The sequence below is a fragment of the Nocardiopsis suaedae genome, assembly GCF_027706745.1.
GTDB lineage: Bacteria > Actinomycetota > Actinomycetes > Streptosporangiales > Streptosporangiaceae > Nocardiopsis_A > Nocardiopsis_A suaedae.
The window spans coordinates 48,867-61,513 of sequence record NZ_JAQFWP010000014.1 but is presented as its reverse complement, the minus strand read 5'-3'; the positions used below and the strand labels follow the sequence as shown (position 1 = coordinate 61,513).

Sequence of the window (12,647 nt, the reverse complement as noted above, 5' to 3'; positions counted from 1 at the left end):
CGGGGGCCGGGACGGACCCGTGCACGCGCGTGGGCCGTGTGCCGTGGGCCCACGCGCCCTGGCCGCCTCGGCCGGGCGCCCCGGGTCCTCGGCGCCCCCGCCGGTCCGGATTCCCCCGATCGACAACAGGTCAGGGCGGTTCAGCGGGCCGGGCCCGGCGGAGGGCCGCCGGAGGGGCCGACGCCCTGGTCCGGCGGCCCCTGGCCCGGTTCCTCTCCGCCGGGCGGGACGTCGCCGTGCGGCAGCGGCAGCACCGCCCGCACCTGCCATCCGCCGTCCGGGAAGGGGCCCGCGGTGAGCACGCCCTCGGCCAGCACCACCCGCTCGTGCAGGCCCGCCAGCCCGTAACCGCCGCCCATCGGCGGCTCCGGGGCGCCGCCGGTGCGCGGCGGAGGCGGCTCGTTGGCGACCGCCACCTCCAGGTCGCCCTCCCCGTAGTCGACCCTGACCTGCACCCGCGCCCCCGGCGCGTGCCGCCCGGCGTTGGTCAGCGCCTCCTGCACCACCCGGTAGGCGGTCCGCTCCGCCTGGGCGGGCAGCGGGCGCGGCCGCCCGCCGCTGCTCCACACCACGTCCATCCCGGCGGTGCGCCACTCCCCCACCAGCCGGGACAGGTCGGACAGGACCGGCTGGGGGGCGGTGGGGGCCGCGCCCCCGCCCGACCCGTCGGCCGAGTCGCGCAGCACCCCGAGGATCTCCCGCAGCTCGCCCAGCGCCTCGCGGCCGGTGGTGCGGATCAGCCCCGCCACCTCGGCCGTGCGGTCATCGGGGGCGTTCACCTCCAGCCCGCCCGCCTGCAGGACCATCATGCTGACCCGGTGCGCCACCACGTCGTGCATCTCCCGGGCGATGCGGGTGCGCTCGGCGTTGATCGCCCGGTCGGCCATCAGGTACTGCTCGCGCTCCAGGCGCTCGGCCCGCTCGCGCAGGTTGCCGATGAGCTGGCGGCGGGTGCCCACCCACAGCCCCAGGGTCAGCGGCAGGGCGATGCCCCACATGAGGAAGAAGAAGGTCACCAGGATGCGGCTGTCCGTCACCAGCGAGGCGCCGGCGCCGGCCGTCACCACCAGCGCGCTCCACAGGGCGAGCCGGCGCCGGTCGGTGAACCAGGAGGCGTAGGAGTACAGGCCGAGCATGCCGGGCACGGGGTTGCCGAGGAACAGCAGGAGCACCAGGGCCAGGCCCATCAGCCAGTTCGGGCGGGACCGGCGCACCAGGAGGGCGAGGGAGACCGCGGCGGGCAGCGCCAGGGTCAGGAATCCGAGCACGGCCACCTGGAGCAGGGCGGGCGCGCCCCCGGCCTGAAAGGGAACCACCCCGGCGCTGAGCAGGCCCCATCCGGGCGCCAGGTTGAACAGCGCCGTCCACGGGAAGGCGCACACCGCCACGATCCAGTCGGCGATCCGGTGGCGGCGGTCCCACCACCACTTCCACAGCCGGACCGGCCCGTCGCCGAAAGCGGCCCTGAGCCGTCGCTCTTCGCCTTCCCCGTAGAACACACACCGGAGTCTAGGCGGCGCCGCACCCCTGATCCGGCCTGGTGAGCGGCGGTTCGCGGGCGGGGCGACGAAGGTCGGTGCCGGGCGCGCGGCCTGCTCACGCGGGGGCCGCGCGGCGCTTGGAGACCGCCCGGCCCCCGGGGTCCGCCGCGCCGTACCGACGAAAGTCGGTGCCCGGGCACCGCCCAAGGCGCCGGACCGCGGCGCACCCCCTCCTTTCGGCCATGACGGATATCGGCTTCGCGGCCGAGGCCCGAGGGGCGCCCGGAGCCATAGCGTTCACAGGGTCGGTGTCCGGACCGCGAACCCGTCGGACACCGCCGGAATCCTCCGGGCCGCCCCTCCCGGGCCGGTCCGGCCCCACCAGCCCATCGACGGCATTCGACAGCAGGAGCAACGAGACGTGAGCCAGACCGCAGCGGTGGCCGCACCCGACCACAGCACACAGGCGCCCCCCGTGGTGATCGCACGGAGCCTCTCCAAGGTGTACGGGGCGGGCGACTCGGCCGTGCGGGCGCTCGACGGGGTCAGCGTCGAGTTCGCCCGCGGGCACTTCACCGCCATCATGGGCCCGTCGGGCTCGGGCAAGTCCACCCTGATGCACTGCCTGGCCGGGCTGGACACCGCCAGCTCGGGCACCGTTCACCTGGGGCGCACCGACATCACCCGCCTCAACGACCGGCAGCTCACCCAGCTGCGCCGGGACCGCATCGGCTTCATCTTCCAGTCGTTCAACCTGCTGCCGATGCTCACCGCCGAGCAGAACATCCTGCTCCCGGCGCAGATCGCCAAGCGCAAGGTGGACCGGGAGCGCTTCGAGCGGCTGATCGACGTGGTCGGCCTGCGCGACCGGCTGGACCACCTGCCCTCCAAGCTCTCCGGCGGCCAGCAGCAGCGCGTGGCGGTGGCCCGGGCCCTGCTCGGCGCCCCGGAGGTGGTCTACGCCGACGAGCCCACCGGCAACCTCGACTCGCGCTCGGGCGCCGGGGTGCTGTCGTTCCTGCGCGACTCGGCCCGGGACATGGGCCAGACCGTCGTGATGGTCACCCACGACCCGGTGGCCGCCTCCTACGCCGACCGGGTGATCTTCCTGCGCGACGGGCGCCTGGTGGACGAGGTGCACGCGCCCACCGCCGAGACCGTCTCGGACCGACTGCTGAAGCTGGAGTCCTGATGCTGCGCACCACCCTGGCCGGGCTGCGCATGCACAAGGCGCGGCTGGTCACCACCGCCCTGGCGATCGCCCTGGGCGTCATGTTCGTCTCCGGCACGCTGGTCTTCAGCGACACCCTGAAGGCCGGGTTCAGCACCAAGATGATGGGGTCGGCCGACGACTTCGCCGCCGTCGCCGTCCCGGAGGCCGACGAGGGCGCCCCCGCCGACCCGGAGGCGCCCCTGCCCTCGCTGCCCGCCGGCGCGCTGGAGAAGGTCCGCGACCTGCCCGAGGTGGCCGCGGCCGGCGGTATGACCCGCGGGGACGCCCCCCTGCTCGACAAGGACGGCCGGTCCGTGGGGGCCATGCCCACGATCGGCATGAGCCTGGGGGACGGCACCCGGTTCCAGCCGACGGAAGGGGCCCTGCCCGACGGTTCCGGCGAAGTCGCCCTGGCCACCACCAGCGCCGACGCCACGGGGTACGGGGTCGGGGACACCGTCACCGTGCTCGACTCCGAGGGCGACCGGCACGAGTTCACCGTCAGCGGCCTGGTCGACTTCGGCGTCGACGGCGAACTGGCCTACCGCGGGGTCGTCGCCTTCGATGAGGACACCGCCCGTGCGATGACCGGGGCCGAGGGGTACTCGGAGATCGACGCGGCCGCGGCCGAAGGCGTCACCGACGCCGAGGTGGTCGGCGCCGTGGAGGACGCGGTCGGGCCGGGCGCCGACGTGGAGACCGGCACCGCCTACGGCGAGCAGCTCGCGAAGAACGCGGGCGCCGACACGCAGGTGCTCACCGTCGGCCTGATGCTGTTCGCGCTGATCTCGGTCTTCGTGGCCGCGATCGTCATCTACAACACCTTCGCGATCCTGGTGGCCCAGCGCCAGCGGGAGATGGCGCTGCTGCGGTGCGTGGGCTCGGCGCGCGGGCAGGTGTTCCGCAGCGTGCTCACCGAGGCGCTGGTGGTCGGGCTGATCGCCTCCGCGCTGGGCATCGCCGCGGGCGTGGCGGCCGGCTGGGCCGGGTTCGCCTTCGGGGGCGAGGCGCTGGGCGCCGACACCTCCCAGCCGCTGGTCGTGGGCGTCCTGCCGGTCGTCGTCGGGATGACCGTGGGCACCGTGATGGCGCTGGGCGCGGCGCTGCTTCCGGCCTGGCGCGCCACCCGCGTCCCGCCGTTGGCGGCGCTGCGCACCAGCGCCACCGCGCAGGGCCTGGAGAAGGGCATCGGCTGGGTGCGCATCACGATCGGCGCCGTGCTGTTCCTCATCTCGGGCGGCATCGTGTTCGTTGCCACCAACGTCGGTGTAGGCGCGACCGGCATGATCCTGACGACGGTGGCGGGGCTGATCTGCTTCGTCGGCGTGGTGGTCCTGTCGCCGCTGCTGGTACGCGCGGTCGTGGCGGCCGTCTCGCCGGTCATGCGGCGCGTCGGGGTGGCGAGCATGCTGGCCGCCGACAACTCGCGGCGCAGCCCGAAGCGGGCGGCGACGGCGATGATCGCCCTGACCGTGGGGGCGACGCTGATCACCGGCTACGCGGTGGTCAACGCCTCGCTCAAGACCACGATGGACGAGATGCTGGCCGAGCAGTTCCCGGCCGACTACCTGGTCAGCGCGCCCATGGACGAGCCGGACGCGGTCGTGCCGCAGGAGTCGGTGGACGCGCTGGAGGAGTCCGACGCGACCGGCACCGTCATCGAGCAGCGGCAGACCTACACCGGCGGCGACGAGGCCACGGGCGACCTGCCCGTCAGCACCTACATCGGCGGCACGCTCGGCGGGGACCTCAAGAACGACGCCGTCTCCGGGGCGCTGTCCGGCATGGGCCCGGGCAAGGTGGCCGTGTCGGAGGGGTACGCGGGCGACCGCGAGGCCGGGGACATGCTCCCGGTGGCCACCGAGGACGGGGTGAAGGAGTACGAGATCGCCGCGGTCCTGGAGGACGGCGGGACCCTGTGGGGCGCGACCCTGGCCCCCGAGGACTTCGAGAAGGCGTTCCCGAGCATCGAGGGGTCCTCCGAGATCCTGGTGAACGGGGCCGAAGGCGCCTCGGCGCAGCAGGTGCGCGACGCGGTGTACGACGCGGTCGCCGACGCCCCCACGGTGGGCGTCAGCTCGATGGCCGAGATGAAGGCGCAGTTCGACGACGTGCTCAACATCGCCTTCCTGGCCATCGCGGCCATGCTGGGCCTGGCGATCATCATCGCCGTGTTCGGCATCGCGAACACGATGGCGCTGTCGGTGCTGGAGCGCACCCGCGAGTCGGCGATGCTGCGGGCGCTCGGGCTCGCCCGGGGGCAGCTGCGGCGGATGCTGAGCATCGAGGCCGTGGTGCTGTGCCTGATCGGGGCGGGCGTGGGCATCCTGCTGGGCGTCGTGTTCGGCTGGGCGGCCGGGACGTCGGCCATGCCGAGCATGGTGTTCACCCTGCCGGTCGCGCAGATCGCGGTGTTCATCGGCGTCGCGGTGGCCGCGGGCCTGCTGGCGTCGGTGCTGCCGGGCCGCAAGGCGGCCGGCCAGTCGATCACGGGGGCGCTCGCGAGCGAGTGACGGATACCGCACCCCTGCGGGGGCGGGACGCGGCCGGAAAGGGCCCGCCCCGCCCCCGTTTCGTGCGTTCCGGCCCCATGCGAGGCGTGCCGGAGTCAGCGCGCCCGCGCCGAGAGCCGCGCGAGCGTTCCTGGTCCCTGATCCGAGGGTCTCTCTGTCGGACCGCCTTCATCCGGCGCAGCACGGCGCCGACCACTACACCTCAGGCGGCTGTGCTTCGTCAGCGATCTTCTCAATGCTGAAGCTCTGGCATCTGGAAGAGGCTTTGACCTCGCCTTCCAGCCGGTCCTGGTCACCGTCCGGGTGCTCTCCGGTGAGATCGAGCATCACATAGGAGGGGTTCTCAACGATCCAATAATCCCGGTCGAGGGCCAGGTTTCCGTCGCGGTAGCTGCCCTGCATGGCGAATGTTCCCAGCGGATTTCCCGCATTGCCATCCACAGGGAAGAAGGTGAATGTCGCCGCCACGGCGTCCTCGCCCGAATCAGGGTCCGGGGCGATCTCCAGCTCCATCCCGAGAAGCTCCTCGCAACGGTATTTCCCGGACCACACCCCAGTCACCGGCGACACCGCCGTCACGTTCGGATCGCCCTCACCACCGGACTCGGAGGGCCCTGAGGGGGCGTCCTCGGACACGGACGGATCCGCCCCCAGAAGTCCAGGGGCCACCGCCGCCACGACGGTGAAGGCACCACCGATCGCGGCCGCCCCCACGACCCCTATGCAGCCCCACTTCGCCGCCCTGGAAGAACCCTTGCCGTCTGAGGATTCATTCATGAAACCGACCTCTTTCCTCCGGGCGGCGTTGGCCCGCCTTGTGATCCTGCCGGTGAGATCGCTGCTTCCGACGACTTGAACCTACCCCGAGGAATCCGGATCGCGTGGCCGGACCGGCGCCTTTTCTCGCCCGCCAACTCGAGGTTCAAATAAGGTTTCAGCGGCCCTTGAGCCCAAAGTGCATATCTGTCCGATTCTTGTGTACGGTCTGGCGGAATCCTGGCGGTGGGCAGAACAGCGGCGCGCCGATTCCGCCTCGCCGACGCCGACCACCGGGCACTCCACCGGCCAGGAGGGTGGGAGTGCGGCCTCCGGCGCGGTGCGCGCATCGGGCGGGGCCCTCCGGCGTAGTGTGGCGCCCGGCCGCCGTCGAGGGGTCCGCGGGGCGCGGAGGACAGGCGCGCCGGGGAGAGGAGGCCGTGTGGACGCGGGGAGCGACCGGGACCGGGACGGCGGCATCGCGTGGGGGACGCCCGCGGCGCGGTGGACGCTGGCCGCCACCGTGCTCGGGTCGGGGATGGCCTTCCTCGACTCCACGGTCGTCAACGTCGCCCTCCCGGTCATCCAGGACGACCTGGGTACCGGGGTGGCCGGGCTGCAGTGGATCGCCAACGGCTACATGGTCACCCTGTCGGCGCTGATCCTGCTGGGCGGCTCGCTGGCGGACCGGTTCGGCCGGGTGCGGATGTTCTCCCTGGGGGTGGCGTGGTTCGCCCTGGCGTCGGCGCTGTGCACGGCCGCACCGACGCTGGAGCTGCTGGTGGCCGGGCGGGTGCTGCAGGGGGTGGGCGGCGCGCTGCTCACCCCGGGGAGCCTGGCGGTGCTGCAGTCGGGGTTCCGCAAGGAGGACCGGGCCCAGGCGGTCGGCGCCTGGTCGGGGCTGACCGGGGTGGCGGCGGCGGTCGGGCCGTTCCTGGGCGGGTGGCTGGTGGACATCGGCTCCTGGCGGCTGATCTTCCTCATCAACCTGCCGCTGGCGGCGGCGGTGCTGCTGATCGCCCGGCGCCACCTGCCCGAGTCGCGGGACGCGGGGGCGCCCGCGCGGATGGACTACGCGGGGGCGCTGCTGGCGGTGCTGGCCCTGGCGGGGATCACCTACGCGCTGATCGAAGCCGGGGCGGGGGCGGTCCCGCCGGCGGCGGTGGTGGTGAGCGGGGCCGTGGGCGTGGCGGCGCTGGCGGCGTTCGCCGCGGTGGAGGCGCGCAGCGCGTCCCCGATGCTGCCGCTGGGGGTCTTCCGGTCGGCGCGGTTCACCGCGGCGAACCTGGTGACGGTGCTGATGTACGGGGCGCTGGGCCCGCTGCTGTTCCTGCTGGTGCTGTATCTGCAGGAGGCGGCGGGGTACACGGCGCTGGAGGCGGGGGCGGCGTCCCTGCCGATCACGGTGCTGATGCTGCTGCTGTCGGGGCGGTCGGGCCGCTTGGCCGAGCGGATCGGCCCGCGCGCGCAGATGACGGCGGGCCCGCTGCTGGTGGGGGTCGGCATGCTGCTGCTGTCCCGGCTGACGCCCGAGGCGGGGTACGTGGCCGGGGTGCTGCCGGGGGTGCTCGTGGTCGGGCTGGGGTTGTCGGCGGCGGTGGCACCGCTGACGGCGACGGCGCTGTCGTCGGCCCCGGAGCGGCACGCGGGGGTGGCTTCAGGGGTGAACAACACGGTGGCGCGGGCGGCACAGCTGATCGGTGTCGCGGCGGTCCCGGCGGCGGCGGGTGTGAGCGGCGCGGCCGGGATCGAGGGCGGCTTCGCGGCGGCGATGCTGATCGTGGCGGCGGTGAGCGTGGGCGGGGGCGCGCTCGCGTTCGTCCTACTGCGGGAGCGGCCGCAGCGCGTGGAGCAGCACAAGGGCCTGTTCTGCGGGGTGAGCGGCCCGCCGATGGAGCCACGGGAGACGGCCGCGGAACCCGGCGAGGGGCCCAGTCGGCGGGAGTGAGCGGCAGCGACGGGCGGTGACGCGTCCACCGCGGCGGCCTCCTCACGCCGCGCCGCCGGCGGCGCCCTTTCGGGCCGGGCGGCCTCACCGTGGCGGGCCGCCGACACCGGGTGGGTTCAGGTGTGGCGGGACCCGGACCGGGCGGGCACGGCGCTGGTGAACCTGGCGGCCGACGACCTGCCCGCCCACGTGGCGGCTCTCAGGGAGCGGGGTTTGTCGCCCGAGGACGTCCAGGAGGTGGACAAGGGGGTGCGCCTGTCGGCGGTCACCGACCCCGACGGGAACCGGATCACCCTCATCGGCGGGTTCCGGCCCGTCTCCTGACCGACGACCGGCGACGGGGGCCACAGCGTGCGCCCCGGAACGGCACGGCACGGTGCCCGGCGCGCGGGGTTCGCCGGGTCGGCCCAGAGGTCTAGACTCCCGGCATGGACGGATCCGCGGCGCCCGGCGGCGGTGCGGAACCGCTGGTCGCCTTCGCCGGGGGCGGCCCGAGCACCGCGCTGGCCGCCATCGCCCTGCTGCGCGCCACCACCTGGCTGCGCCTGGAGTACCGGGTGGTCGTGCTCGACGACGCGGGGCGCTGCGGGCGCGGCTCGGACCTGCACACCTCCGACCGGCTCCCGGTGCCCGCGCGGCTGCTGTCGGCGTTCCCCGACCGCCCGGCCCACCTGCTGGAATGGGCCCGGCTGAGCGGGGTGCGGTGCACCCCCGCCACGTTCCTGCCGCGCCGCGTCTACGGGGACTACCTGGAGGACACGCTGACGGCGACGGCGGCGTGGGCGGCCCCGTTCGCGTCGCTGGAGGTCCGCCCCGCCCGGGTGGCGGGCGCCCGCGCCGAGGCCGGCCGGGTGCGCGTGGAGACGGGCGGACCGGCCCCGGTCGCCGCGTGGGCCCTGGTGGTCGCCACGGGCGACCCGCGGGTGCGCACACCGCCCGTGGCGACCGGGGACGACCCGTCCGAGGGGCTGGCCACCTGCCCGCGCGGCGCCCTGCTCGGCCCGCGGGGGCGGGCGGAGCGCCGCCTGTTCGCCGTGGGCCCGGTCCGCCGGGGAGCCCGCGAGGCCCCCGTCCCGCACACACGCGACCAGGCCGAACGCCTGGCCGGGCTGATCTGCGACACGGTGCTGCGCTCGCGCGCGGCCGACCGCTGACCGGCGCCCGGCGGCCCCGGACACCCCGCCCGCCGACCGCCTCCCCGATCCGGGCATGGGGACGACCGACCGCATGCGCGACGCCCTCGTCGGCCGCGCGGCCTGACGGCCCGTACGGCACCGGCCCCGGGCCGCGCCCGCCCCGGAACGGGTCCCGGCCGGGGCCGGTCGGGTCAGCGGGAGCGGCGGTGCCCCCGCTCGTCGCGGCGGAGGCGGAACGGGCGCAGGGCGGACTCCACCTGGACCGCCAGGTCCATCTTGCTGTCGCCCTCCTGCCGGTCCTCGAAGTGGATCGGGATCTCCAGCATCTTCTGCCCCCTCCGGTAGGCCCGGAAGTGCATCTCCACCTGGAAGCTGTACCCCGCGCTCCCGATGGTCTCCAGGTCCAGCGCGCGCAGGGCCTCGGCGGTCCAGATCTTGAACCCCGCCGTCACGTCCCGCACCGGGAGCGCCAGGATCGCCTTGACGTAGGCGTTCGCCCACCCGCTCAGCACCCTGCGGCGCAGGTTCCACTCCTCCGAGAGGCTCCCCCCGGCCACATAGCGGCTGCCGATCACCACGCCCGCGCCCGTCGCCAGCGCCGTGCCCAGAAGCTGCGGCACGTACCGCGGCGGGTGGCTCAGGTCGGCGTCCATCTGCACGACGTACTCGGCGCCCTCCTCCAGGGCGCGGGCCATCCCCGCCACGTAGGCGCGCCCGAGGCCGTCCTTGGCGGTCCGGTGCAGCACGCCGACCCTGCCCCCGGCGTCGGCGGCGAGCTTTTCGGCGATCTCGCCCGTCCCGTCGGGCGAGCCGTCGTCGACGACCAGCACCCGAAGGCCCGGGAGGTCCAGTCCGAGCAGCGCGTTCACCAGCACCGGCAGGTTGTCGGCCTCGTCGTAGGTGGGGACGACGACGGTCACCTTCGACGCGGCCCACGGCTCGGGCAGGGGTGCGGGGGTCGGCATGGGTCGGCCTCCTGGGCTGTCGGGGCGCGGGGACCGGACCGCCCCGCCGGGCCCCATTCTTACCGTTCTGCGCCCCGGCCCGCCATGAGGGCCGATCCCGGGCTCATTCGCCCCGGTCGGTGTCGAGGACCGCCACGTGCACCAGGGTGCCGGCGTCCTCCAGCGTCATCAGCACCTCGGGGTCGGCCCGGTTGTCGGTGACCAGGTGGGCGATCTGCTCGGGCGGCACCGTCTGCACCATGGTGTCGGTGCCGACCTTGCTGCTGTCGGCGAGCACGATCGCCTCCTGCGCGGCGGCGACCAGCGCCCGGTCGGTGGCGGCCACCGCCGGGTTGGGCGTGCTCAGCCCCCGGTCGGCGGTGACCCCGTTGCCGGTGACGAAGGCGCGCCGCACCCGCAGCCCCGCCAGGGCCTGCTCGGTGGCGGCGCCCACCAGCGCCCGGATGGACGAGCGCAGGGTGCCGCCCGGCATGACCACCTCCACGCCCGGCGCCCCGGCCAGCACGTCGGCGGCGGGCAGGGAGGTGGTCACCACGGTGAGGTTGCGCCGCCCGACCAGTTCGCGGGCGAGCGCCTCGGCGGTGGTGCCGGGGCCCAGGGCGATCGCGTCATCGTCCTCGACGAGCCGGGCCGCCGCGGCGGCGATGGCGCGCTTCTGCGGGGCGTTGTGCCCGGTCATCTGGGCGTAGCTCTGGTCGTGGCCGAGCTGTCCGGGCAGGGCGGCGCCGCCCCGGCGGCGGTCGATCAGTCCCTCGGCCTCCAGGGCGCGCACGTCCCGGCGCACGGTGACCTCCGAGGCCCGCACCTGGGTGGCGATGTCGCGCAGGGCCATGCTGCCGTTGGCGCGCACCAGCTCCATGATCCGCTCGCGGCGCGCCGCAGCGAACGTGGTCCTGCCGTCGTCGGTCATCTCAGTGCTCCGCTCCCCGGGCCGCGCCCTGCGGCCGCGGCCCCGAGGATAGCGGCGCCCGGGTCAGCAGCCGTGCACGCCGTGCATGTGCAGGGCATTGTCGACGGACTCCTCGTCGGCGGCGGCGTCGTCCCCGCCGTCCGCACCGTCCGCGGCGAACAGGGCGGCGAGGAAGAGGAGCGTCAGCACGGCCAGGACGGCGAGGGACCCGAGACCGAAGAGGGCCGACAGGGACACGGTGGCCTCCTTGGGCGCTGGTCCGGCCTACGGCCCGCGGGGGCTGCGGGCGCCCGGGCCGGACGGTCACCTGACGGATTCCCGCTGCGCCGCCGGGTTACACCTGGCCGGACCCCGCCTGCGGGGCGGGTCCCGCCGCCGGGGCGGGGCGGCGGGGGCGCAGGGCCCCCGCCGCGGCGACCGCGACCAGGGCGAGCAGCGCGGGCACGGCCAGGGCGGCGCGCAGGTCGGTCAGGTGGGCGATGGCGCCGATGGCGACGGGACCGCTGAGCAGGCCGACGTACCCGAAGGCGGCGACCATGCCGAGGTTGCGCCCGGCGCGGGCGGGGTCGTAGGAGGTCGCGGCCGAGAAGGCCTGCGGGACGACGCAGGACAGCCCGGCCCCCATCAGGGCGAACCCGGCCAGGGCGGCCGGCGGGACCGGGACGGCCAGGGCCAGGCCGAGGCCCCCGGCGGCGAGCAGGCCGCAGGAGCGCACCAGGGCCACCGGGCCGAAGCGGGCGGCCAGGCGGTCTCCGACGAGGCGTCCGGCGGCCATGGCGGCGGAGAACACGGCGAACCCGGCGGCGGCGACGGCGTCGGAGGCCCCGGCGGTGTCGTGCAGGTAGACGCTGGTCCAGTCGGTGGCCGCCCCTTCGGCGACGAACGAGGCGAAGGCGACGACGCCGAAGAGGAGCACCACGGGGGCGATCCGGGGGCGGGCCCGTCCGGCGGGGGCGGTACCGCCGCCTCCGCTCTTCTCGTCACCGCTCCGGGCCGGTTCGCTGTCGCGGCCGGGCAGCAGCATCGGGCGGGCGGCGAACGAGGCGACGGTGCAGACCGCCGCCACGGTCCAGAAGGCGGCGGTGGCGCTCATGCCGATGTGCGCGCTGAGCGCCCCGGTCCCGGCGCCGACGAACCCGCCGATGGAGAAGGCCGCGTGGAATGAGGCCATGATGGGACGACCGTAGGCGCGCTCGACCCGGGCGGCGTGCACGTTCATGGGGACGTCGATCAGGCCGTGCCCGGCGCCCAGGGCGAAGAGGGCGGCGAACAGCGCGGGCAGGGAATGGGCGTGCGCGGGGGCGGCGAGGGCGAGGGAGCCGAAGACGGCGGCGGGCAGTGTGACGGCCGCGCTGCCGAACCGGTCGGTGGCGCGCCCGGCGACCTGCATGGCGGCGAGCGCGCCGACGGCCAGGCCCAGCAGGCCCACACTCAGGGCGCCGTCGTCGATGCCGACCTGGGCCTTGATGTCGGGCACCCGTGAGGCCCAGGTCGCCAGGATCACCCCGGCGACGAAGAAGTAGACGACGACGGCCCCGCGGGCCCGGCGCAGGCTCCGGCCGGGGGCCGCGTCGGGGCTCGCGTCGGCGGACGGGGGCGGCACGGCGCCGCCGGAAGCGGCCGCTCTGTCGACACCGGTCTCGGGCACGGTCTCTCCTTTTCGGTCAAGGCGTCGGGGCCGGCCCCGCTACCGGGGCCCGGGGGTACGGGCGGTCGATACCGGAC

At 75.2% G+C, this 12,647-nt stretch carries 11 protein-coding genes; 5 read left to right on the top strand and 6 right to left on the bottom strand.

Going from position 1 to position 12,647, the window contains the following annotated elements:
* Window positions 1-140 precede the first annotated feature (140 nt).
* The gene (locus O4U47_RS09990) at window positions 141-1,499 is read right to left on the bottom strand and encodes a sensor histidine kinase (protein WP_270677442.1); all 1,359 of its coding nucleotides are present in this window, start codon (window positions 1,497-1,499) and stop codon (window positions 141-143) included.
* A gap of 403 nt (window positions 1,500-1,902) precedes the next feature.
* On the opposite strand from O4U47_RS09990, the gene O4U47_RS09985 reads away from it, so the two are divergent.
* Together O4U47_RS09985 and O4U47_RS09980 are read left to right on the top strand one after the other, a co-directional pair.
* Window positions 1,903-2,673, top strand: a complete 771-nt coding sequence (locus O4U47_RS09985) for an ABC transporter ATP-binding protein (RefSeq protein WP_270677441.1) — start codon at window positions 1,903-1,905, stop codon at window positions 2,671-2,673.
* The gene (locus O4U47_RS09980) at window positions 2,673-5,207 is read left to right on the top strand and encodes an ABC transporter permease (protein ID WP_270677440.1); all 2,535 of its coding nucleotides are present in this window, start codon (window positions 2,673-2,675) and stop codon (window positions 5,205-5,207) included. Before O4U47_RS09985 ends, O4U47_RS09980 begins: the two co-directional genes overlap by 1 nt.
* Before the next feature lie 195 nt (window positions 5,208-5,402).
* On the opposite strand, the gene O4U47_RS09975 is transcribed toward O4U47_RS09980, so the two are convergent.
* Window positions 5,403-5,984: a hypothetical protein gene (locus O4U47_RS09975; protein ID WP_270677439.1), complete on the bottom strand. Its 582-nt coding sequence runs from the start codon at window positions 5,982-5,984 to the stop codon at window positions 5,403-5,405.
* A gap of 421 nt (window positions 5,985-6,405) precedes the next feature.
* On the opposite strand from O4U47_RS09975, the gene O4U47_RS09970 reads away from it, so the two are divergent.
* The 3 genes from O4U47_RS09970 to O4U47_RS09960 all read left to right on the top strand — a co-directional run bounded on the left by O4U47_RS09970 (window position 6,406) and on the right by O4U47_RS09960 (window position 9,065).
* The gene (locus tag O4U47_RS09970; protein ID WP_270677438.1) at window positions 6,406-7,911 is read left to right on the top strand and encodes an MFS transporter; all 1,506 of its coding nucleotides are present in this window, start codon (window positions 6,406-6,408) and stop codon (window positions 7,909-7,911) included.
* A 120-nt stretch (window positions 7,912-8,031) separates the two neighbouring features.
* Window positions 8,032-8,235: a VOC family protein gene (locus tag O4U47_RS09965; RefSeq protein ID WP_270677437.1), complete on the top strand. Its 204-nt coding sequence runs from the start codon at window positions 8,032-8,034 to the stop codon at window positions 8,233-8,235.
* Between the two features lie 104 nt (window positions 8,236-8,339).
* The gene (locus tag O4U47_RS09960) at window positions 8,340-9,065 is read left to right on the top strand and encodes an FAD/NAD(P)-binding protein (protein ID WP_270677436.1); all 726 of its coding nucleotides are present in this window, start codon (window positions 8,340-8,342) and stop codon (window positions 9,063-9,065) included.
* 173 nt (window positions 9,066-9,238) lie between these two features.
* Here O4U47_RS09960 and O4U47_RS09955 read toward each other — a convergent pair whose 3' ends face one another.
* The 4 genes from O4U47_RS09955 to O4U47_RS09940 all read right to left on the bottom strand — a co-directional run bounded on the left by O4U47_RS09955 (window position 9,239) and on the right by O4U47_RS09940 (window position 12,570).
* Entirely contained in the window at window positions 9,239-10,012 is a 774-nt protein-coding gene (locus tag O4U47_RS09955; protein WP_270677435.1) for a polyprenol monophosphomannose synthase, read from the bottom strand.
* A gap of 103 nt (window positions 10,013-10,115) precedes the next feature.
* The gene (locus tag O4U47_RS09950) at window positions 10,116-10,922 is read right to left on the bottom strand and encodes a DeoR/GlpR family DNA-binding transcription regulator (protein ID WP_270677434.1); all 807 of its coding nucleotides are present in this window, start codon (window positions 10,920-10,922) and stop codon (window positions 10,116-10,118) included.
* Between the two features lie 63 nt (window positions 10,923-10,985).
* Window positions 10,986-11,159: a hypothetical protein gene (locus O4U47_RS09945; protein ID WP_270677433.1), complete on the bottom strand. Its 174-nt coding sequence runs from the start codon at window positions 11,157-11,159 to the stop codon at window positions 10,986-10,988.
* A 97-nt stretch (window positions 11,160-11,256) separates the two neighbouring features.
* On the bottom strand, window positions 11,257-12,570 hold the full coding sequence (locus O4U47_RS09940; RefSeq protein ID WP_270677432.1) for an MFS transporter: 1,314 nt from the start codon (window positions 12,568-12,570) through the stop codon (window positions 11,257-11,259).
* Window positions 12,571-12,647: the final 77 nt, after the last annotated feature.